The following is a 22,247-nucleotide window of genomic DNA, read 5'->3' as shown; positions in this document are numbered from 1 at the left end:
CAGCATTTAAAGCCGCACTATTTACTGCAGCAGGCTGCGATACAGGCTGTCTACATTTACCGGCCTTACCTTGATGGGTGCGCCTTCGCGCAGCGTGGCAATGCCTTCCAGCACAATCCTGTCGCCGGGGTTGAGGCCCTCCTCTGCTACAAAGTATTTGCCGTTGCTGCTTTCCATCACCTGTACTTCGGCGCTGCGTACCGTGCCGGTACTTTCCAGCACATACACAAAACGTTTTCCCTGTATTTCGTAAGTTGATTTTTGCGGAATAACAATGGCCGAATCGACGGTTTGCGGAATGCGCACCACGCCGCTGCTGCCGCTGCGAATAATATTACCGGGGTTGGGAAACGTGGCCCGCACACTGATGGAACCCGTTTCGGTATTGATAAGGCCACTGGCGGTTTCCACTTTTCCTTTTTGCGGAAACTCGGAGCCGTTAGGTAGCATCAGGCTAACGGGTGGCAGCGATGCCAGCCGCTCTTCGGATGTAGCGCCCTTAGTGTTTTTGGCAAACTCCAGCGCTTGTTTTTCGTTGATCGAAAAATACGCGTAGATGTTGCCGATGTTGGAAACGGTTGTAAGCGGCTCCGGCGTGGTGCTGCTTACCAGGCTGCCTATTTTATGCGGAATGGTGCCCACCACGCCATTAACCGGGCTGGTGATGGACGTGTAACCCAGGTTGGTGCGGGCATTGGCCAGCGTGGCACGGGCCTGCGCCAACTGCGCTTGTTTGGCCTGCAGCGTAAACTGCGCCGACTGCAACTCGTACTGGCTGATGATGTTTTTTTCCACCAGCGGCCGCACTTTTTCTACCTGCATCTGCGCAGCATTTACATCGGCCTGGGCAATTTTAATATTGGCCTCGGCGGTGCGTACGCCCTGCTCGTATTGCGGTGCACTGATCTGGAACAGGGGCTGGCCGCGGCGTACCGTAGCGCCTTCATCTACATAAATGCGGTCGACATAACCGTCGATCTTGGGTCTTATTTCAATGTTTTGCTGGCCCTGAATTGTGGCCGGGTACTCAGAGTATAGTGTTGTGGTTTGGGGTACAATGGTAATAACGGGATAATCTTTTACCTCGCCGGCACCCGCGGCACCGGGTGCACCTGCTGCGGCTTTTTGATCGTTGCCGCCGCAAGCCGTGAGGGCCAGTGATAAAAATAGGAGTGGGGCCAGCCAGTACGTTGCCTGCTTGTTCATGATCGTTGGTTGTTGTGTTTGCTGTATGTTCTTTTTATTGGTCCTTTGTTTTGTACTGGTGCAATAGCAGCGCCAGCACCACTGTTTTTCGTTCCTGCAATATTTTTTTGTAAGCCGTATCGCTGAGGTCGAACATTTTTTGCAGCAGCGGCCGGGCAATATGAGGGTAAGCCAGCAGTGCAAAAAGGTTGATGAAATACTGTATGGGCTTCATTTGCGGGATGGTGCCCAGTTCCATTTCCCTTTCTATTTCTTTTAAAAAAGTTTTCAGCCGCTCCTTACCGCCGGGTAGCTGCACAAACAACTCTTCGTACCGCTCTGGTTGCTGGTTGATCTGCAACGTAATGAATGTTTCAAGGAATGGATGTTGTACCAACACCTCCAGAAAAGCCTGTACCAACGCTTCAATTTTGGGTACAAAGGCCAGCTGCGAACCAATGACATCGTGTATGCGGCTGCGCAGCTCGGTCAAGGCTTCTACAAAAACGGTATCGAACAGCTGGTCGCGGGACCGGAAATAATAATGCAGCAAGGTGCGGTTGACGCCGGCAGCATCCGCAATGTCTTGCGTGGTGGCCAACATGCGGCCTTCTTTTAAAAAAACCTGCTGTGCCGTTTCCTTGATGAGTTGCTCGGTTTTGGAATCTTTTACAGCCATTGAATTTTTTGTTTGACAAAATTGTTAAACAAAAGAACTGCAAATTGGTTACCTATTTGCGCCATTGCACTTTATTGGGGTGGATAAAACACTTGGCAGCTATCAAGCCCGGCAAATTGTTGCGTTGTATTTTGCGACAATTGTTTGCTACCGAATACTGCAGGGCACAAAAAAGCCCGGCCAAAAAGGCCAGGCGTTTCATTTGCTGATACCGGTCAATGAACAAACCGTTTTATACAGGGTACCAATGTTACAACCTGCGCAGCCGCATACAATTTACATAGCTGGCTGCGGGTTGTTATTTATTCACCAAACACACATCCAAAGCTTTTAGCGGTAGGCGGGCATCGAGCTGTTGGCAGCAGCGGGGCTAAACGCAGGCGCTGTGCCTTTACCCCAAATGGCCTGGTCAACCGAGTAGCGGCCGGGGCCTGCAAACAGGAGCACCAGGTAAGCCAGCAGGTATTGCATGCCCAGCTCTTTGGCCGAGAACGGATCGGCGGCGTGGATCATAACCACCGCAACCAGCATGGTTATAATCAACGGCAGCGTAGCCAGCCTGGTGGCAAAGCCCACCAGTATAAACAGGGAACAAACCACTTCGGCAAAAACGGCCATGGCCAGCGACATTTCAGGGCTCATGCCTAACACGGGCGGAAACTGTACCGGGTCGCCGGAGAACAACATGCCCAACTTGGGCAGGCCATGAACCAGCATCAGGGCGGCAATGCCGATGCGTGCAGCCAACAGCGCTATATCAACTGTGTTGGAATTATTGCCGGGACTCAAAATCTTTTTCATCACTTCTGTTTCTAATTATTTAAGCAGGATAAAGGCTACGCAGCACGCCATTACATCAAACCATCACACGGTGCTGCGTATGCTTTATATTTTATTACTGTGCAAATTCGCCGTCGGCTTTAATGCGTACTTCGTCAGAGATCATCGGTGCAGGAAAACCATTGCCCAGTGCAAAGTCGGAGCGCTTGATCACACCGCTAACAGTGAAACCTGCAGTTGCTTTTTTGCTCATTGGGTTTTCTACAGTGCCGCGGTACTTCAGGTCCATGGTTACCGGCTTGGTTACACCGTGCATGGTGAGGTCGCCTTTAACCTTGTAGGTGTCTTTACCGGTTTTGGTAAGGCCGGTGCTTTTAAACTGCAGGGTAGGGAATTTTGCAGCGTCAAAAAAGTCGGCGCTTTTCAGGTGATTGTCCCTTGCTTCCACACGGGTATCGATCGAGGCCACTTGCGCAGTGAGGGTAAAAGCTGCGTCGCTGAAATCGGGTTTCGAGCTCGAAACTTCTACGTCAAAATCATTAAATGTTCCCGACACATCGGAAATGCCCAGGTGGGTAACGGTAAAGCCTAGTTGCGAATGAGGCTTGTCGCTTTTCCATACGCCGGTAGTGGCGGTAAATGCGGTGAGCAGCACAAAAGCGGAAAGTGCAAGGGTTAACTTCTTCATACTCTTTGGGTGTTGTTTATTTAAATTGATACCGCAAAGGTATACCGGCACAAGGGCGTGGGCCATTGCGTTTGGGCAAGAAATGGCATTGATCTAAATCAATGAAAAAGGCGGGTAAAAATTCGTTAGCTGCGGATCAGTTTTTTACGTACCCTGCTCAACGTTTCCGGTGTAAGGCCCATGTAGGACGCGATCATGTGCTGTGGCACACGCTGCGCAATATTGGGATACAGGTTCATGAAACTGGTGTAGCGTTCTTCCACCGAAAGGTTGGTGATGGACACCAGGCGGCGCTGCAGTGCAAGGTATGCGCCGGTGATCTGTAGGCGGTGATAGGTTTCGTAACGCGGTATTTTTTCCAGCAATTCTTCGTGTGCTTTTTTGCTGATGAGCACCAACTCCGAATCTTCCAGCGCATCGATGTTATACGTAGACGGTTCGCCGGTAATAAAGCTATATAGGTCGGCAATGGTCCAGCCTTCCAGTGCAAACTGCACAATGCGTTCGGTGCCTTTATCGTCCACCACGTAGGAGCGGAGTGCACCCCGCTCCACAAAACAGGCGTATTTGCACACATCGCCTTCCTGCAGCAGGTATTGTTTTTTGCGCAGCTTTTTGGGCGTCAGGTATGGCCTGATCTGTTCCAGCTCTTCGTCGGTAAACGGAACTTTTGAACGCAGCGACTGGAAAAAAACTTCATACATCTGCAGGTGCATTTAGTGGGGCAAATTACTACAACAATTTCATGGAGCAGCCAGCGGCTATGGTGCGGGAAGGGCATTGGGGATAAATGCTGCGCATTGCCCGGCGGGCTGTCGCCAGCATTTCTATTGATAAAGAAATACAGCGAAACCGGCACTATTCAAAGTCATGCCCGCGGGCTGCTTTCCTTGACTTTAATCGTGTTTTGCCACAACCGCCCGGGATAGCTTTGCCCGGATGGCCCACACCGGCATTTTTTACTCAACACCTTTAAATGCGCTACCGCAAAAATCGCGTTGATTGGCGTGGTGCAGGCCTATTTACATACATTAAAACAATGAGCGGATGCATGAAAAATTAGGAACTGCGCTGTTGCTGGCGGCTGTGTTGGCACGGCCGGCCGGGGCCCAAAAAGTAACGTTGCGGCCATACACGCTTACCAGCAAAGAGGTGGCTGTGTACACTACAGCAAAAGGCACGGACCAGCGGCTATCGCAAGGCAGCAGTGTGCCCTTTACACCGTTTGGCCAGCCGCTGGAAACCCAGATTTGCGTGTTTGTAGATCCGTCCAAAACTTTTCAAACCTTCCTTGGTATTGGCGGCGCCATTACTGATGCTTCGGCCGAAACCCTGGCTAAATTGCCCGCCGCACAACAGCAGGAAATCATTGATGCCTACTACAACCCCACAAAAGGCATTGGCTACACACTGGCCCGCACCACCATCCACAGCTGCGATTTTTCGAGCGGCTCTTACACCTATGTGGCCGACGGCGATAAGGAATTGAAAACATTCTCCATTGCCCACGACGAACAATACCGCCTGCCCATGATCAAAAAAGCAATGGCTGCAGCGGGTGGCAAGCTAACACTGTACGTAAGCCCGTGGAGCCCGCCGGCGTGGATGAAGGACAACAAGAGCATGCTGCAGGGCGGCAAGCTGCTGCCCGGGTACCGGCAGGCATGGGCCAACTATTACATCAAATACATACAGGCTTTGGAAAAAAGGGGCATCCCGGTGTGGGGCCTCTCGGTGCAAAACGAGCCGATGGCCAAACAAACCTGGGAGTCGTGCATTTTTACTGCCGAAGAAGAACGTGATTTTATCAAAAACTACCTCGGGCCCACCCTGCACCGGGCCGGCATGCGGGGTAAAAAGCTGATTGCGTGGGACCACAACCGCGACCTGATTTACCAGCGTGCCAGCACCATTTTGGATGATCCTGGGGCTGCAAAATACGTGTGGGGCATTGGCTACCACTGGTACGAAACCTGGACCGGCAGCGCCATGCAATTCGGCAACCTGGAGCGGGTGCAGGAAACTTACCCGGCTACCAACCTCATTTTTACCGAAGGCACGGTGGAAAAATTTGATTTTAGCAAAATTGGCGACTGGTCGCTGGGCGAACGCTACGGCACCTCGCTGGTGAACGATTTTAATGCCGGCACCGTAGCCTGGACCGATTGGAACGTGCTGCTCGATGAAACGGGCGGCCCCAACCACGTGGGCAATTTTTGCTATGCGCCCATCATTGCCGATACCCGCAACGGCCAGGTGCACTACACCAACAGTTTTTACTACCTCGGCCATTTTTCAAAATTCATACAGCCCGGTGCCAAAAGAGTAGCAGCTTCGTCCAACCGAGATGTGCTGCAAACCACGGCTTTTGTAAACCCCAACGGGCAGGTGGTAGTGGTGGTGCTCAACACTACCGATCAGGCGTTGCCGTACCGGCTCTGGGTAAAAGGGCAGGCAGCCGAAACGTTGTCGCAGCCGCATTCTATCATGACGTTGTTGTTTTAACTAAAGCGCATTCCAAATCAAAAATGCCCGGCTCAGCCGGGCATTTTTGTGAAAAGCTGTTGTAAGCTTACAATCGTTTAGCGGTTTCCGCCGCTGCGGTTTTGATCATCATCCGATCTTCCGGAACGGGAAGAGTCGTCCTGGCGGCCGCCCTGGTTGCCCATATTGCCGCTTTGGTTACCCATACCGCCCTGGTTGCCGGTAGATTGTTGTCCACCTTGCTGGCCGCGCTGGTTACCCATATTGCCACCCTGTTGGCCACTTTGGTTGCCCATGTTGCCGCCTTGCTGGCCCTGATTTCCGCTTTGGCCGCCTTGGCCTTGATTTCTGTTGTCTTCCATAACCCAAATTTTTGGTTAGTGAATAATGAGGTATTACGGTAAAAAACCATGCCGTTCTGTTTGGCACACAATGCTTTTTATACAGCTGGGCTGATGGGCGCTATTTCCTGGAAAATATTTTGCGGAACCATGCGCCTAAATTTTGCGTGGGCCGGGTGTTACCGGTATCGCCAATAAGGGCACCGTAATGTTGCAGGCCGGGGATATTGTCGAGGATGATTTTTACAATGCTGAGCATGGGGATAAACAGGATCATGCCGGAGATGCCCCACAGGAAACCGCCGGCCAGCATGGCCAGGATCGTCGATAGGGCGCTGAGGCTAACCTCGCCGCCAAGGAAATAAGGCGTGACCCAGTAATTGTCCAGCGCCTGGAACAGGCAAAAGGTGATCAGCACCCAGATTGCCGGCTGGTAACCCGTTTCGGTAACAAGCGCCACCAGCACGGGGAAGCCCGCTGCCAGCACGGGTCCCAGGTAAGGAATGATGTTGAAAATGCCCGCCACCGCGGCCAGGATCAGCGCATTGTCGATGCCAATAATGAGCAGGGCAACGGCATACAGCACAAAAAGGAAAATAATGGAAATGGCCCGCCCGGTAAGGTAATGCTGCGCCACCATGCCAATGCGGCTGAGCACATCTTCGCGCTGCTCGTTGCTGCCGTTGGCGGCAAATTTTAGAAAGAATGCGTAATATTTTTCCTTGTGCAAAAGCAGCAGGAACGTAACCACCAATGTAATGATAAGCCCCGCCACAAGGGCTACGGAACTGCGCAGCACACCGGTCATATAGCCGCGGACAAACGCACCAATGTTCGCCGTTTCTTCTTTTAAAAATGCGGTTTGATCTACCACCGGTATCCGGAACTTTCGTTCGATGTATTGGTGCAGCCCAACGATCAGTTCGTTGGCTTTTTGTTCAAAAAGGGGCATGTCGCGGATAAAGCCGGAAAACTGCCCCAGCACGATCCCAATGATGAGTAGAAAGATCACGAGCAGGATCAAAACGCTGAGCAGGCTCGAAAAGATGCGCTTCCAACCCCTGCCATCGAGCCGGCGCACCAGTGGTGCCATCAGCATGGCCAACATGATGGCAAAGAACAGCGGGATCAAAATCTGCTTGCCGTAAAAAAGCACCACGGTCAGCAGCACCAGCAACAGCAATCCCCTGTTCAGTTTATACAAAAGGTCTTTCATATAGCCAAAGGCCATCAATAATTGCAGCGGCCATATGCAGGCGTAAAAAGATTGTTCCATACTACTGCGTTGCATCATCGGTTGCAGCTGCAACGCAAGGTCTTTTGTAATGGAACAACAGGGTCATCCGTAGCCATTTTGTTTTGCAGCGCACTGCGTAAAAGGCATAGTTTTTTCTCGCAATAATTTTTATTCACTTAAATATTGTTTGCTATGGAACATGAAAATCAATGGCGGAACAGCGGCTACAATGCCCGGAACCAGCAATGGAACAGTGAGCACGATAATCAGAACTATGGGCAGCAAAACGACTGGAATGACGACCGCGGCTGGGGCACCGGCCAGCAAAACCGCGTAGCCCACGGCTCGGGTGGCAATGATTATGGCAACGAATACACGGGTGCCCACAACCGGGGCCAGCAGGGCGGCTACGGGCATCAACCCGATTTTGGGATGTATGAAAACGACCGCGGATACAACAGCCGCAACGAAGGCAGCCGGTATGGCAACACATCGTTTGGCGGGCAGCAATACCGCGGCCAAAACATCAACGACCAGTACCGCGACCGGGATAGCAATAATGCGTACGGCTACGGCCACGAAGATAATGCCGGCAGTCGCTGGGGCCAGCGCTATGGTGCTGCAAGCGGCAACCAGCAGCAACGCCCATATTCCGGAGGCTATGGCTCCAACTACAACAGCGGCCGCAACCAATACCACACCGGCAACCGCGAAGGCCACGACCGCAACGACCGCAGCTGGTGGGATCGTTCCCGCGACGAAGTGTCCTCCTGGTTTGGCGATGACGATGCCGAACGCCGGCGTGATATGGACCGGGTGGATCGTTCTGGGCCACACTATGGCAAAGGACCACGTGGTTACCAGCGGTCGCAGGAGCGCATTAAAGAAGATGTGTGCCACCGGCTGAGTGACGACGACAGGCTGGATGCATCGGACGTGGAAGTGGAGGTGCAGGACAACGAGGTGATTCTTTCGGGCAAGGTGCACAGCAAGGAAGAAAAGCGCCGCGCCGAAGACCTTGCGGAACGCATTGCTGGCGTGTCGAATGTTACCAACCGATTGCGCATCGATCACAGCAACACCGGCACCGATACATGGAGCCAAAGCATCGGTATATAATCGTGTACTGTCAAATTCAAAATACATAAAGCGCCGCTGCATGCGGCGTTTTATGTATTCTTTTTTATTGGTAAAATGTTGGTTGGATCTGGGTGCAACTGCAATGTTGTTTTTTTAAAAATGGTATCGACAGGTTGGTGCGGGTGATGTAACTATTCCGTTGGATTTTTGTAACAATGAAGATTCAATCCAATTCATTTATTGCATACTTGTATTGCGTCACAAGAAAAGTACACGCATTGCGTACTCATTGTTTTTATAATTAAATATTGATGCATTGAATGGTGGTTACCTTGCTATCCAACTGGTTTGCATTTTGCAAGTACCACATTCAGTTGTTACAACAAATAGGTTTATTACAGTACCTTTTTGATTAGAAAAGTATTAAAATAACACTTGAGCGTTTGTGTGCCTCACAGTTGGAATACTTTTGATGGCCGTTGTTGTATCATATTTAAACCTGGATCATTATGCGCCTATTTCTTTGTATTATTTGTCTCGGTGCCCTTTTTGCCGGATGTGGATCGGCCAACAAACAAAAAGAACTGCAAGCCAGGGAGCTGGCCGTGCAACAAAAAGAGCGGGCATTGAACAGCCGCGAACAGGAGCTGGCCATCAGGGAAGAATTGCTGGTGCTGAAAGAACGAAAAATGGACAGCACCATACAAGCAGACAGCACCATACAATTGGACAGCGCCTGGATGGCCAACCCCGATATAGCCGGCAAATGGAATGTGCAAATGACCTGTACCGAAACCACCTGTCCAGGTTCGGCGGTGGGTGATATAAAGACCGAGCAGTGGGAAATAGTGCAACAGGCAAACACCATCATTGCACGGGCACTTGTAAATGATCAATTGGTTCGGGTGTACACAGGCGGCTTTACCGACGGCCTTATTACACTGACCGAAGAACAGGCCACCGGCACGGCCACTACACCTGTGAAGATGTCGGTGCAATTGAAAAGAATCAACAAGACACGCATCGAGGGCAAACGTGAAATCATCCGTGAAAAAGATTGCCGCATTGTTTATAACCTGCAACTGGACGCCTCCACCAAATAAGCCGCCGAATGATTTATTTATTAAGCGATCTGGATTTTTCGTTACCACTGAGCAACCCGGTTGTTGTGTTTTCATTGGTATTGTTCATCATACTTTTTGCACCCATCCTGTTTAATAAGATCAAAGTGCCACACATCATCGGCCTGATCCTCGCCGGGATGATTGTAGGTCCGTATGGGTTGAATTTGTTGCTGCGTGATAGCAGCATTGTGCTTTTTGGCACGGTGGGCTTGCTTTATATCATGTTTACGGCCGGTTTGGAAATAGACCTGGAAGAGTTCAGGAAAAACCGCATAACCAGTCTGGTGTTTGGACTGTTTACCTTCCTGCTGCCCATCGGCCTCGGAAGTGTAGCCGTTTATTACGTGTTGAACTTTAGCTGGCCCACAGCCATATTGGTGGCCAGTATGTTTGCCACCCATACATTGCTGGCTTACCCTATTGCCAGCAAATACGGCATCAACCGCATCCGTTCGGTTACGTTAACCATTGGCGGCACCATCATTACCGATATCCTGGCCCTGTTGGTGCTGGCTGCGGTAATTGGCACTACACGCGGCGACATTGATGCTACGTTTTGGGTGCAGTTGGCAATTTCTACACTGGTGTTTGGCGCCATTATCTTTTTTGTGTTCCCGCTTATTGCCCGTTGGTTTTTTAAAAAATTCGAAGATGCGGTTTCGCAGTACATTTTTGTGCTGGCGATGGTTTTCCTTGGCGCATTCCTGGCCGAGCTGGCAGGCTTAGAGCACATCATCGGTGCTTTTTTGGCGGGCTTGGCCCTCAACCGTTTTATTCCACACAGTTCGGCACTGATGAACCGTATTGAGTTTGTAGGCAATGCGTTTTTTATACCATTTTTCCTGATCAGTGTAGGCATGCTGATCGATTTCAGTGTGTTGTTTAAAGGCCTCGGTGCATTAAAGGTTGCGGCGGTAATGACGGTATTGGGCGTTTTGACCAAATACCTGGCAGCGCTGTTGACGCAAAAAACTTTTCGGCTGTCGCCATTGGAGCGGGGTATGATTTATGGGCTGAGCACCGCCCGGGTAGGCGCTACGCTGGCTATTGTGTTGGTGGGCTATAATATCATCATCGGCGAAACGCCCACCGGTGAACCCATCAGGCTTTTGAACGAAGATGTATTGAACGGTACTATCATTATGATCCTCATTACCTGTACTATTTCTTCGTTTGTAGTGGAACGTACTGCACAACAACTGGCATTGCAGGAAGAAAATGTTCCCCGCGATGAAGGCGATAGCAATGAACGGATCCTGATTTCACTGGCTTATCCTGATACGGTAACCGAACTCATTGACTTTGGCATGATGCTAAAACCCCGTCATAGTAACGTGCCCGTATATGCGCTGAATATTATTTCCGATGAATCGGATAACGGTAAAACAAAAACGATAGCAAAAAAAATGATGGACAAAGCAGTGCATCATGCTGCTGCTACGGAGCAAACCATTTTACCCCTTACCCGTTTTGATGTTAATGTAAGCAATGGCATTATTTATACGTTGAAAGAGCAAAACATTACCGACCTGATTATCGGGTTGCATCGTTCGGCCAACCAGCACAATTTCTTGGGTGCCACCGCCGATAGCATTTTGCGCCACACATCGGAAACTATTTTTATTTATAAATCGGTTCAGCCGTTTAATACACTCAAGCGCCTGGTGGTGGTGGTAACAATCAAGGCAGAACTGGAACCGGGATTTGCACACTGGTTCTCGAAACTGACGACTATTGCCAAAGAAGCAGGCCTGCCCATTGACTTTTTTGCCACTCCCGAAACCATCAAGGAATTGCAGGATCAGCAAGCGGCGCAGAAAGCAGAAGTAAAAATATCCTGTCATGCGTTCAGCAACTGGGACGACTTTCTCATCTTTAGCCGAGAGGTTAAAAAAGACGACCTGCTGGTGATTGTGTCGTCGCGCAAAGACCATGTTTCGTACCAGCCTTCGCTGGAAAAATTGCCTTATTACCTGTCCAATTATTTTGGCTCCAACAGCTTTATCATGCTGTACCCGCAGCAGGTGGAGCGGGGTATAAAAATGGATGATGTGCAGTTTGTAGATGGCTCACTGGCCGAAACTATTTCGGACAGCGTGGCGCAGGTAAGCAAAGCCGGCCGTTTATGGAAAAGGCTGTTCCGTAAAGTGTAGTTGCTTGCTCGTTGATTGATCATTTGCCAGCAGTATTTTTTTTATAAACAAACAAATTACCAGCATTACATGGCAACGGATAAAGATGATTTTAAACCCGGCCTCATTTTGTTCGATGTGTATGAAACGCTGATGGACATGAGCAACATCCAGCGCCGCATCAATTCGGTACTGGATAGCAAGCGGGGTTTCACCATTTGGTTTGAACTGCTCATGCAATACTGTTTTCTCGATAATTGTGTTGGCCAATTTCACCCCTTCCCCGACATCTGCAAAGCCACGCTGCACATGAGTGCCAAAAGCCTGGGCAAAACAGTGCCGGGCCACGAGGTGGACGATATGCTGCACCTGATGAAACACCTGCCGCTGCACGATGGCGTGCCTGAAGCTTTGTCGGCGTTGAAAGATGCCGGCTACCGGCTGGCGGCACTCACCAATGCACCGGCGCAGGTGGTGCAGGAACGCATGGAACGCACCGGGTTGATTTCTTATTTCGACGGCGTAATGAGCGGGGAGGAGATCAAAAAATTCAAACCCGCCTGCGAAGTGTACCAATGGGCTGCGCAAAAAATGGCGGTACCCACCGACGATTGCCTGCTGGTAACGGCGCATCCTTGGGATGTGGCAGGAGCGCATTATGCCGGTATGAAAACGGCGTTCATTCAGCGGCCGCAGCAAATGGCTTACCCACTGGCGCCACCACCCGATTTTATAGCACCAAAGTTGCACCTGTTGGTGGAGCGTTTAGTGGTGACCGCTAGTTAGTGCCATGTTCAGTTTTGCCCGTTTATTTAAAGTACAGATTTTTTTAAAAAAAGCGGTAGTGAGCTGCTGCAACAAGTGCAGCATGACAAGCCGCGGTGTGGTTCATGCATGTAGCAGAAGAGCTATTAAAAAAGGTATTCAAATAAAAATGCCTCCCAACCGGGAGGCATTTTTGAAATCCACCAAAAAACAAACACTATGAAAAAGGCTATTTACTGCTGGTATCTTTCTCCAGGATCTCGATGTATTTTTTAGCATCGGCATTGCCCGGGTCTACCTCCAGCAATTTTTCAAAATACCCGATGGCTTCGGTGTAATCTTTCTGGCTGTTGGCCTCGTATGCCGCCAGGTAACCATAAGCTTCCACCATCCATTTCTGGTAGTTTGCATCGCTGGTGTCTTTTTGCAGCACTTCAATCAGTTGCTGGTACACGGGCACCGCCAGGCCTTCTTTCATTTCCGGATCTAGCAGGGCCTTGCTCTTGGCCAGCCAGTAATATCCAAAACTTTGCTCCGGATATTTTTGGGTGTACATGCCATAGATCGAATCGGCCATGGCATAGTCTTCGGCGCGGAAATAAGCCAGGCCGGTATTGAACAGGTCGAGGTTGGTAGCAGCATTGTTACCGGTGTAATATTGCTGCAGCCATTTGCCTTGCTCCGCATATGCTTTACGTGCACCGGCCATATCGGCCAGTTTGCGGTAATGCTGGTACCGGGCCGCCGAATCGGGCTCCAGCGCTACGGCGCGGGTAAGGTATAACGATGCCAGTGAATCTTTATCGGCGCTGTTGCCGGCCATTACAAAATCGCCCATGGCCATATAATCCTGCGCAATCACCATGCTGTCGGGGGCCTTTTCAAAATACTGGTTGAAATAAGTCAGGGCCTGAGCGGTGTCTTTCAAACCTGCATAGCTATAACCAATCAGTTTGAAGATTCTTGGCTGCACGGCATCCCCTTCCTGCCCGATCAAACCTTTTGCTTTGGCAATGGCCTCGTTGTATTCTTTATTGAGGTACAACAGGTCGGCAAGGTCGTATTGGTTAGCCACCGAAGTATCGGTGTTGGACAGGAAACGGTTGTAGTATTCCTTTGCTTTGGCCGGGTTGCGGGCAAATTCGTAGGCATACAGTTTTTCCAGCGCAGGCCCGTAATTAGGATCTGCGGCCAGTGCATTTTCAAAATGCTGCACATACATTTCGGCATTTTTCTGCGATAAGAAAATGTCGCCTAACTGGTAATGTGCCCGTGCATGTTTAGCATCTTTTGCAATGGCTTCCTGGTACATCTGGAAGGCCTCACCGCTCTTGCCCAGTTTGCGGTACGCATCGCCCAACAGGGTGTACAGTGCTGCATCGCGTTTGTCGCGTTTGATGGCTTTTTGCAACAGGTCGGCAGCCACGGCCGCATCACCGCCTTCTGCCTGTAAGTGTGCAGCGGCAACGGCTTTTAATACGGCAGCATCCTTCTGTTTTGTTTTATTCAATGCCTGCTCAAAATAGTAAGTGGCACTGTCTTTTTTAGCGGCATCCAGCAGCGCAGCACCCTTAGCTACCTGGAACATGGGCTGACCGGCCACGCTTTGTGGCGCAGCAGCCAATGCCCCGTTTGCTGCCGCAGTGCTGTCCTGTGCCAGCAAGGCCTGCGTCAGTCCCAGCCATGCTTCGCCATTTTCGGGCTGTTGCGCCGTTATTTGGCTAAACGCATCCCGGGCGCTTTGGTAGCGTTCGTAATACAGGCTTTTATTCGCATCCTCGATGTTTTGGGCCAGCACCGGTCCTGTAATCAGGAGCAATGCACCCAGTGTGGTGGTTAGTTTATTCATAATGTTGTTGTTTTTCTGTTGTTGTTATAATTGGCCGGCGCACCGCCAGCACCTCAACCTTTGAATGAGCCGGTAGAGCATCCTGGATAGGGCGGTTCCAGAAATCCAGCCCCGTTTCATTTTCGGGGTAAACCAGCACCAGGTCGGCATCAATGCGGGCTGCAAACCGCAGCAGTTGTTTTGCCCCCGGCTTGCCTTCCAGCAGTGTAAATTCAACCGGGCAGAGCAGGGATTTTTGCACCCACTCGTACAGGTGGAGCAGCGTGTTGGTGGCTTTTTTTGAAATAGCCGCACCGCTGCCAAATGCCACCAGGTGTACCATGGGCCGCAGCCTGCCGCACAGCGCGGTAAGCGTTTGCATTTTTGTTTCGGGCAGCGAATCGGACACCGGCACCACGATGGTTTTAATAGGCTGGTGCAGCGAGCCCGGCCTTGCGGTGAGCACCGGTATGCCCGATGTAGCTGCCAGCTTAGAAGGGTTGACAGCACCAATGAGTCGCGGCCATTTGTGCGGCGTCCGTTTGCCTATCACAATCAGGTCGGCATTAACGGCTGCTGCTGTGGCCACGATGCTTTTTTGCACGTTGGTTGCCCATTTTAAAATGCTGTGCACCGTAACTCCGGGTGTCGATTCTTCCAGCAAGCCTTTCCATGTGGCCAGCTTTTGCGCCATTTGTTTGTTGGCTGCAGCATTTTGCCGCCACAACAATTGCTGCACATGTAGCAGGTGCAGTGTGCCACCGCTTTTGTCCACCACATCCAGCGCACGGGCTATTGCTACCTCAGTATTCTGGGTGAAATCAACCGGTATTAATATGTTGCTGAATGTTTGCTGCATCACGTTCACGAAGCTACCACCGGGGTATTAGGCCGGCATTAATAAGAAATTAGAATAACATTAGAATGGAGTAGCAGCAGCCCTGGGGCTTAATTTGCAATACGATTATATACACCTTAAATTTTAGTGCATGGAGGAACGCAGCATACTGTTGGTGGAAGACGAAAAAAAGATTGCCGATACCCTGCGCATGGGGCTCGAAGAAGCGGGCTTCCAGGCCGATGCGGCGTATGACGGCAACATTGGCTGGCGCATGTTTGAGCAAGGCAGCTACAACCTGGTGGTGCTCGATATCAACCTGCCCGGCATGAACGGTTATGAGTTGTGCACCCGCATCAGGGCCCGCGACCAGCACACACCCATCATTATGCTTACGGCTTTGAGTGCATTGAATGATAAGATTGAAGGGTACGATGCCGGTGCCGATGATTACATCATTAAGCCGTTTGAGTTTCGGGAACTGCTGATGAAAATAAGGGTGTTGCTCAAACGCACCATCAACCAGCAGGTGCCCACGGGTACGGTATTGAAAGCGGCCGACTTGGAGCTGAACGTGGAAAGCAAGGAAGTAAAACGCGATGGTAAAAAAATACAGCTCACCGCTAAAGAGTTTCAACTGCTCGAATACCTGCTGCGCAATAAAAACCGCGTCGTATCTCGGGCCGACCTCGCCATCAATGTTTGGGATATTGATTTTGATACGCATACCAACGTGATTGATGTGTACATCAATTACCTGCGCAACAAAGTGGACAAACCTTTTGATACCCGCCTCATCGAAACACAGGTGGGCATGGGCTATATTTTAAAAGATCATTCATAACATGCCGGTACGCCTAAGGATCACACTGATATTTTCGCTGGTGGTGCTGGCCATCCTGGCCATGATGTGCTCGGGCATTTATTATTATTCGTACCAAACCCGCATTGCTAACATCAAAACGCGGCTCACTAACCGCGCTATTACCACGGCACGGCTGCTGAGCCAGCACGAGCTGTTCGATAGGAGCCTCATCCAGCGCATTGATGCAGCCACCACCATTTCGCTGGCCAATAAAACACTGGTGGCGTACAACAGCAAGGACAAGCGGGTGTATCAATACAGCGATGTGCCCGGCGATACGTTAGCTATCGGCGCTGCGCAAATAGAACAGGTGCGGCAAAAGGGCAAGATTTTTTACGAAACGGGCGGCAAGGAAGCGGTAGGCCATCATTACAAAACGGGCGGCGGCGACATTGTTGTTTTTGCCGCAGCCGAAGACCGTGTGGGCCGCGAAAGCCTGCGCCAGCTGGGCAACATCTTGCTGGCCGGTTTTTTAGCGGGCAATATACTGGTGCTCATCAGTGGGTACTTTTTTTCGCGCAGCCTGCTGGTGCCGCTCAAACGCATTTCCAATGATGTGCGGGATATTTCAGCGCAAAACCTGGCCCGCCGCATCGATACCGGTGCATCAAACGACGAATGGCACCAGCTGGCGGCCACGCTCAATTCGTTGCTTGACCGGCTGCAGGAAAGCTTTGAAATGCAGCGCCGTTTTATTGCCAATGCATCGCATGAATTGTCCACGCCATTGACCGCCATTTCCAGCCAATTGGAAATTTCGCTTAGCCGTGAACGTGATGCCGAAAGTTACCGCAGCGTCATGTTCTCCATTTTCCAGGACGTGCAGCACCTGTGTAAGCTCACGCAGGCCCTGCTGGAGTTTGCCAAAGCATCGGGCAACCCCGGCGGGCTGGAGATCACGCTGATCCGCATGGACGAAATTATTTTGCGGCTGCCTGCGGAAGCCACGGCCATTCACCCCGACTACACCGTGCGGATTGATTTTGAAAACCTGCCCGAGGAAGAAGAATACTTATTAGTGTTCGGCAATGAGCCGCTGCTGTTTACCGCCATTAAAAACATAGTGCTCAACGCATGCAAATATTCGCCGCAGCATACCGCCAACGTGGTGCTGGCAACAGAGGCGCAGCAATACATCATCATCACTATTAACGACGAAGGACCCGGCATAAAAGCGGAGGAACTAGGCCAGATATTCCAGCCTTTTTACCGGGCCGGTGGCGCACAGCCGGCAACGGGTTTTGGATTAGGGCTCTCACTGGCCGACCGCATCATCAAACTGCACAAGGGCACCATCGCTGTAGCTTCCAAAGAAGGCAGGGGTACTACGTTTACCATCCGCCTGCCAGGCGCATCCACCCTCAAGAAGCTGTAGATTTTAATGTTATTCTAATGCAATAAATGCGGTCAGCGCCACATTAAGCCGGAACTTGCAGGCATTGGTTGTGGCGCGTGGTATAGTGCTGAACTTTTGTGATCGCTGATTGAATACCCGTCCATAGTTAGTTACACACACAAACAGGCCCATACCTTGAAGCAGCGGGTTGTTGTGCATTCAACCTGTCTGCTTTTCGGTACGGTTTCAACGGTGCATTGCAACAGCATTTGTTCGTTGCACCAGTGCCCTTACACTTCACCCTTATCCTTACGTTACACCTGTTTTGTTGATTGCGTTGGTGCCGGTTTTTTGTAAAAAAAGGAGCAACAGCGCTGTGCCCAAATTGGCCATTATTGCCCGCATGAGCTATGATTGGTGATGCAAGGTTTTTAATTTAATGAAAACCTTGTGTATGAAACCAACGCTACTTTGCTGCATGGCCCTGTTGGCATCGGCTTGCGGATGGGCCCAGTTTTCATTGCTGCCGCAGATCGGGTTTGAACGATCGAACATTTCACTGGCGGCTAATTCATTTTCCGGTGCTCATGTAGCCGCACACCTGCGGACCGGCTTAAAAGCCGATATCCGTTTTAAGGGCGGGCACGGCCCATTTATCAACGTAGGTACAGCACCTGCGCCGGTTGGTTTCCTGTTCCATAACGATGGCACATTGGCTGCCGCGAAACCCAAAAGGGCGGGCGACCTGCAACTGCGGATGGAAGCCGGATACCAGTATACCAGCAAACCCATACGGTTGGGTAAAGGCAGCACCATCGCCGTTGCAAAGCCTTCAGCAAATAAAACATATACTTATGGCCAACGCAAAGGCTGCGGCAGCGGTTATTACCGCCCGTCGTGCGGCGATAAAAAAGTTTTGGCAAAACAAGCCCCGGCAAAAAAAGCCTGGAATGTGCAACTGCAGCCGTCGCTGGCACTGGCTTACCTGTCGGCCAATAACCCCACGCTGGTGCGGCACGCGGATGGCTACCGCTATTTTGCCGATGCATGGAACACGGCGCTGGTACCCGCCATGGGCGTAAGTTTTGGCAAAGGGCTGCAGCAACTGTTTACCCTCACCGTGTTTTATACCCGTCCGTTTGATATGGCGTCGGAAGAAGTTACCAGCGTGTCGGGTGGCAAGCCGGTGGTTACGGCAATGAACCCAAAAGCATCGGCGTGGGGCATGACGCTGGGTGTGCCGATTAGCCTGGGGAAGAAGCCTGTGGCGCAAGCTAAAATGCAGCAGCAGCCTGCGCCGCGGCAGGATTATTATAAGCGATGCACGAGGACAGTGCGATTGTAAGGTTGTTACTTTTTTGAATAAGACTCTGTTCTGGACGTAGCACCGTCTTGTTTTTTGCAATAAAGTATTTAGGAGGAAAGGTGTGTCTAAAGCTTGGACTAGGACGGATTTGCTACACCTTTTCTTGTTGTTGCTTTTACTTTTTTGCTCCTACAAAAAAGTAACAAAAAAGCAGGCCCGAGATCAAATGACAGCCTGATCTCGGGATAGTTCCCTGATTAGGCTGTGGTGGTACTGTGGTGAAGGGCAGTGGATCATTGTTCGGCAATTTTAACCGGCTCAAACTTTCATTACCTTTGTGTTGGGACTTGCGCATTTTCGAAAACACCGTGAGTATTTGGCGCAAGCATTTAGATGACTGTATCCCAAACATTTTTCAAAAGCCACAATTGCCAACTCCCTATTTTTCGCAACGCATAACTATTTAAAATTTTCGGCTGGGCATTCCTGTTAGCCGTCTCTTCACTCATCTTTTACTTCAATCCAAACCGGGCAGTGGTCGCTGCTTTTTTCCCAGCCACGTACGTGGCGGTCGACACCGGCGGCCGTGAGGCGGCTGGCCAGCTTTGGGTTGAGCAACAAATGATCGATGCGCAGGCCGGCATTGCGGCCAAATGCATTGCGGAAATAGTCGTAGTAGGTATAGACGGTTTCACCCGGGTGCAAGTGACGCAGGGCATCCGTCCAGCCCTGCTGCAACAGTGTTTGGAAAGAGGCGCGGCTTTCGGGCCGGAAAAGGGCATCGTCCACCCAGCGTTCGGGGCGGTACACATCGGCTTCGGTGGGAATGATGTTGTAATCGCCGGCCAGCACCACCGGCCGATCAGATTGTACCAATGCAGCCGCATGCCGTTCGAAATGCGCCAACCAATCCAGCTTGTAGTCGAACTTGGGCCCCGGTGCCGGGTTGCCGTTGGGCAGGTACAAACCACCAATGGTGATGCCGCCCACCACCGCCTGGATGTAGCGGCTTTGTTCATCGGCATCATTGCCGGGCAGGCCGGTTTGTACCGATTCGATGGGCAGGTTGCGCGAAAGTATGGCCACGCCATTCCAGCTTTTCTGCCCCAGCCAAGCAGCAGTATAACCGGCATCCCTAAGCGCAGTTTCGGGAAACTTCTCCTGCGGTGCTTTCAACTCCTGCAGGCATACGACATCAGGTGCCGTTTCTTCCAGCCAGCGCAGCAGCACCGGCAGCCGTGCCGATATGCCGTTGACATTGTAAGTAGCAATTTTCATGAATGGTTCAGTTGGATGGTACAAATATGCAAAAACAGTGCTGGCGAAAATCGTGTTTGATTTAAATACCGAAGAAGGTATTTGTGTGCTGTAATGAAAGCAGGCATGAAGTGTTTGAGTACATAATCTTACATATTGGATGGGTGCAACCAGTATGCGCTTAAAATGCCGAATAATAATCCACAGTTCTTCACCACAGTAGTACAAAAGCCCCATCAAGGCGCAATCCCGAGATCAGGCTGTCATTTGATCTCGGGCCTGCTTTTTTGTTACTTTTTTGCAGGAGCAAAAAAGTAAAAGCAAACTTTTAAGCGAATGCAAACGCAAGCTGAATTTTTGGAAAGATGATATTTCAAAAAAAATCACATCACCCGCCTACTCATACCTTCCCACATCCAATCCCAACTCGCCTGCAATTTCCCGGATCAACTGCTGCCGGTACCGCGGCAAATTCCGCAGCGGCATAGCGCCTTTTACAATATCGTTCACCATTTTATTGCTCAGGAGCAACACGGTGGTGTGTTGTCCAAAACGCTGCACGAGGGCCTGCTGGATGGGTGCAAAAAGATGGTCGCGGTCGTGGGCTGCCTGGCGGATGGCGGCATGCTGCTCCGGCGTGAGCCGCGGCCGGCCCGGTGGATCATCGGACAGGTTTTGATCTTCGGCGGCTTCCTTCAACCGGCGTAGCTGCTGCGCCAGCTGCGTGGCAAAACGGCCGTTGCGATAGCGGGGATGCACACTGGTTTCGTACGGAATATCCTGCGCTTGTATTTTGCCCGTCACCAGGTCACGCACCAGCTCTTCGCCCATTACCTGGTAAGCGGGTTTGCCCATGCCGCGGGCCAGCTCATCGCGGTAGCGCAACAGCTCGTTGGTGATGTATTGCTCCAGCGGGCTGAGGTAGAGCAGGTCGGCGGGTTTTAAAAAACTCGTTTTGGCTCCATTGCCGTGGATGGTGGTGCTGAGCAGCTCCTGTTCTTCCCGCACATACGGCAGCACGCCACGTTCCTCCGCTTCCTTTTCCAGCAACGCTTTCAGCGGGTGTAGCCACAGCACATCGTCGGCGGCATACTGCACCTGTTCATCCGACAGCGGGCGGCGCAGCCAGTTGCTTTTCTGCTGTTTTTTATCCATCTGGAACTGCAGCTTATCGCGCAGCAGCGCCGTTAGCGACGATTGCTCGTAGTTGAGCAGCCGTGCCGCTACTTCGGTATCAAACAGGTTTTTGGGATAGCAGCCCAGGCTGTGCAACAAGCGCAGGTCTTCGCCGGGTGCATGCACAATTTTTTGGATGGCCGGCTGTTCAAAGAGCACGTACAATTCGGCCAGGTCGAGGCCGGCAAGCGGGTCGATGACATAGCAGGCCTGCGGCGTGGCTACCTGCACCAGGCAAAGCGTAACGCCGTAACCATAGCGGTTGTTGTCGAATTCAAGGTCAAAGGCCAGGGTATTGCTTTGTGCCAGTTGTTGCAGGCAGGGTGCCAACAGGTGTGGCTGGTCGATATAGTGAACCGGTTGCGTGCCGGCTGTGGGTAAGGGCAATGGTCAATTTATTAGAACGCAAAAATAGGGGATTCGCTACATGTGTGGCGGGCGGAGCGCCTTGTGAAAGCGCTTGCTGGTTGAAGGGGCCGTTGTCGATTTTTGTACTGGGCAACTTTTCGGCCGCTACAATTGCATGGCGGCTTCGATGCTGTCTTTCAGGGCACCGGAGGCTTCATCGAATAGCGTGTCTTTTACTTTTTTGGACGCCTTGTTGTCGTTCGATTTTTTAATGGTGGCGCGGATGGGGTCCAGCGTATCAAACAAGGGGTTCACTTCGGCACCATAGCGTTCGTCGGCTTCCAGTTCTTTTAACACGTCTTCATAGGCATCTACAATGCTGTAAATTTCTTTGACGTTGTCGGGGGTGTGGCGCCGTGGTATGCGGTTGAAGAGGTCGCGGAGTTTTTCGTGGTTTTCGTTCATGGGGGTTTTGGGGGTTTGTATAAATGTAGGGGAAAGGGGCGGATGCGCATAAAGGATTGTTGCTGTTTTGTGTCGTGGAATTTTTGGGATGTTGTAGGGCGTAGCGTCCTTCTTGGTTGTTGGTTTTTGCTTTTACTTTTTTGCTCCTGCAAAAAAGTAAAAGCAGGCCCGAGATCAAATGACAGCCTGATCTCGGGATAACGCCTTGATGGAGCTTTGGTACTACTGTGGTGAAGGGCAGCAGAGCATTGTTCGGCAATTAGAAACACAGGCGTTTCATGGCGTTGTGTCACGAATAATATGATCACCCTCTACATTGCATTTGCTAATGTT

Annotated in this window: 20 protein-coding genes; 8 read left to right on the top strand and 12 right to left on the bottom strand. The window is 51.1% G+C overall.

The annotated features are described in order from the left end of the window. Nucleotides 1-21: 21 nt before the first annotated feature. The 5 genes from DRJ53_RS16350 to DRJ53_RS16325 all read right to left on the bottom strand — a co-directional run bounded on the left by DRJ53_RS16350 (nt 22) and on the right by DRJ53_RS16325 (nt 4,036). On the bottom strand, nt 22-1,206 hold the full coding sequence (locus tag DRJ53_RS16350; protein ID WP_114236736.1) for an efflux RND transporter periplasmic adaptor subunit: 1,185 nt from the start codon (nt 1,204-1,206) through the stop codon (nt 22-24). A 34-nt stretch (nt 1,207-1,240) separates the two neighbouring features. Further along, nucleotides 1,241-1,864 carry a TetR/AcrR family transcriptional regulator gene (locus tag DRJ53_RS16345; protein ID WP_114236735.1) on the bottom strand — a complete coding sequence of 208 codons (624 nt, stop codon included), beginning with the start codon at nt 1,862-1,864 and terminating at the stop codon, nt 1,241-1,243. 330 nt (nt 1,865-2,194) lie between these two features. After that, nucleotides 2,195-2,665 carry a DoxX family protein gene (locus DRJ53_RS16335; protein WP_114236733.1) on the bottom strand — a complete coding sequence of 157 codons (471 nt, stop codon included), beginning with the start codon at nt 2,663-2,665 and terminating at the stop codon, nt 2,195-2,197. Between the two features lie 94 nt (nt 2,666-2,759). Continuing rightward, nucleotides 2,760-3,332, bottom strand: coding sequence for a YceI family protein (locus DRJ53_RS16330; protein WP_114236732.1), 573 nt, complete (start codon nt 3,330-3,332; stop codon nt 2,760-2,762). Between the two features lie 125 nt (nt 3,333-3,457). After that, nucleotides 3,458-4,036 (bottom strand): Crp/Fnr family transcriptional regulator, encoded by a 579-nt coding sequence (locus DRJ53_RS16325; protein ID WP_114236809.1) that lies wholly within the window; start codon nt 4,034-4,036, stop codon nt 3,458-3,460. Between the two features lie 343 nt (nt 4,037-4,379). Between DRJ53_RS16325 and DRJ53_RS16320 the strand changes: the two genes are divergently transcribed. Beyond that, nucleotides 4,380-5,837, top strand: coding sequence for a glycoside hydrolase family 30 protein (locus tag DRJ53_RS16320; RefSeq protein ID WP_114236731.1), 1,458 nt, complete (start codon nt 4,380-4,382; stop codon nt 5,835-5,837). A 77-nt stretch (nt 5,838-5,914) separates the two neighbouring features. Here the strand turns inward: DRJ53_RS16320 and DRJ53_RS16315 are convergent, their stop codons facing one another. Further along, nucleotides 5,915-6,178: a hypothetical protein gene (locus DRJ53_RS16315; protein WP_114236730.1), complete on the bottom strand. Its 264-nt coding sequence runs from the start codon at nt 6,176-6,178 to the stop codon at nt 5,915-5,917. Between the two features lie 100 nt (nt 6,179-6,278). Further along, nucleotides 6,279-7,433, bottom strand: coding sequence for an AI-2E family transporter (locus DRJ53_RS16310; RefSeq protein WP_162303903.1), 1,155 nt, complete (start codon nt 7,431-7,433; stop codon nt 6,279-6,281). A gap of 153 nt (nt 7,434-7,586) precedes the next feature. On the opposite strand from DRJ53_RS16310, the gene DRJ53_RS16305 reads away from it, so the two are divergent. The 4 genes from DRJ53_RS16305 to DRJ53_RS16290 all read left to right on the top strand — a co-directional run bounded on the left by DRJ53_RS16305 (nt 7,587) and on the right by DRJ53_RS16290 (nt 12,516). Next, nucleotides 7,587-8,513, top strand: coding sequence for a BON domain-containing protein (locus tag DRJ53_RS16305; protein ID WP_206609811.1), 927 nt, complete (start codon nt 7,587-7,589; stop codon nt 8,511-8,513). 470 nt (nt 8,514-8,983) lie between these two features. Continuing rightward, the gene (locus tag DRJ53_RS16300; protein ID WP_114236728.1) at nt 8,984-9,577 is read left to right on the top strand and encodes a hypothetical protein; all 594 of its coding nucleotides are present in this window, start codon (nt 8,984-8,986) and stop codon (nt 9,575-9,577) included. A gap of 8 nt (nt 9,578-9,585) precedes the next feature. Next, nucleotides 9,586-11,751 carry a cation:proton antiporter gene (locus DRJ53_RS16295; RefSeq protein WP_206609810.1) on the top strand — a complete coding sequence of 722 codons (2,166 nt, stop codon included), beginning with the start codon at nt 9,586-9,588 and terminating at the stop codon, nt 11,749-11,751. Between the two features lie 69 nt (nt 11,752-11,820). Further along, nucleotides 11,821-12,516, top strand: coding sequence for a haloacid dehalogenase type II (locus DRJ53_RS16290; protein ID WP_123893646.1), 696 nt, complete (start codon nt 11,821-11,823; stop codon nt 12,514-12,516). A gap of 208 nt (nt 12,517-12,724) precedes the next feature. Here DRJ53_RS16290 and DRJ53_RS16280 read toward each other — a convergent pair whose 3' ends face one another. Both DRJ53_RS16280 and DRJ53_RS16275 read right to left on the bottom strand, forming a co-directional pair. Beyond that, a complete protein-coding gene (locus DRJ53_RS16280) occupies nt 12,725-14,344 on the bottom strand; it encodes a tetratricopeptide repeat protein (RefSeq protein WP_114236725.1) in 1,620 nt (539 codons plus the stop codon). Further along, nucleotides 14,337-15,182: a universal stress protein gene (locus DRJ53_RS16275; RefSeq protein ID WP_114236724.1), complete on the bottom strand. Its 846-nt coding sequence runs from the start codon at nt 15,180-15,182 to the stop codon at nt 14,337-14,339. The genes DRJ53_RS16280 and DRJ53_RS16275 overlap by 8 nt, the downstream gene beginning before the upstream one ends. A 130-nt stretch (nt 15,183-15,312) precedes the next feature. Here DRJ53_RS16275 and DRJ53_RS16270 point away from each other — a divergent pair, with 130 nt between their 5' ends. The 3 genes from DRJ53_RS16270 (at nt 15,313) to DRJ53_RS16260 (ending at nt 18,707) form a co-directional block, all read left to right on the top strand. After that, a complete protein-coding gene (locus DRJ53_RS16270) occupies nt 15,313-16,005 on the top strand; it encodes a response regulator transcription factor (protein WP_114236723.1) in 693 nt (230 codons plus the stop codon). A gap of 1 nt (nt 16,006) precedes the next feature. Beyond that, nucleotides 16,007-17,401 (top strand): HAMP domain-containing sensor histidine kinase, encoded by a 1,395-nt coding sequence (locus DRJ53_RS16265; protein WP_114236722.1) that lies wholly within the window; start codon nt 16,007-16,009, stop codon nt 17,399-17,401. Nucleotides 17,402-17,816: 415 nt separating this feature from the next. Further along, nucleotides 17,817-18,707: a hypothetical protein gene (locus DRJ53_RS16260; protein WP_123893643.1), complete on the top strand. Its 891-nt coding sequence runs from the start codon at nt 17,817-17,819 to the stop codon at nt 18,705-18,707. A gap of 462 nt (nt 18,708-19,169) precedes the next feature. Here the strand turns inward: DRJ53_RS16260 and xth are convergent, their stop codons facing one another. From xth to DRJ53_RS16245, 3 genes are all read right to left on the bottom strand, one after another. After that, nucleotides 19,170-19,946, bottom strand: coding sequence for an exodeoxyribonuclease III (gene xth, locus DRJ53_RS16255; protein WP_114236720.1), 777 nt, complete (start codon nt 19,944-19,946; stop codon nt 19,170-19,172). Nucleotides 19,947-20,321: 375 nt separating this feature from the next. After that, nucleotides 20,322-21,488, bottom strand: coding sequence for a ribonuclease D (locus DRJ53_RS16250; RefSeq protein WP_114236719.1), 1,167 nt, complete (start codon nt 21,486-21,488; stop codon nt 20,322-20,324). Nucleotides 21,489-21,614: 126 nt separating this feature from the next. After that, nucleotides 21,615-21,914 carry a hypothetical protein gene (locus tag DRJ53_RS16245; RefSeq protein ID WP_114236718.1) on the bottom strand — a complete coding sequence of 100 codons (300 nt, stop codon included), beginning with the start codon at nt 21,912-21,914 and terminating at the stop codon, nt 21,615-21,617. Nucleotides 21,915-22,247: the final 333 nt, after the last annotated feature.

This window comes from Paracnuella aquatica (genome assembly GCF_003332885.2).
In the GTDB taxonomy this organism is placed as follows: domain Bacteria; phylum Bacteroidota; class Bacteroidia; order Chitinophagales; family Chitinophagaceae; genus Flavisolibacter; species Flavisolibacter aquaticus.
The sequence above is the reverse complement of the archived record's forward strand: the minus strand, read 5'-3'. Positions and strand labels throughout refer to the sequence as shown.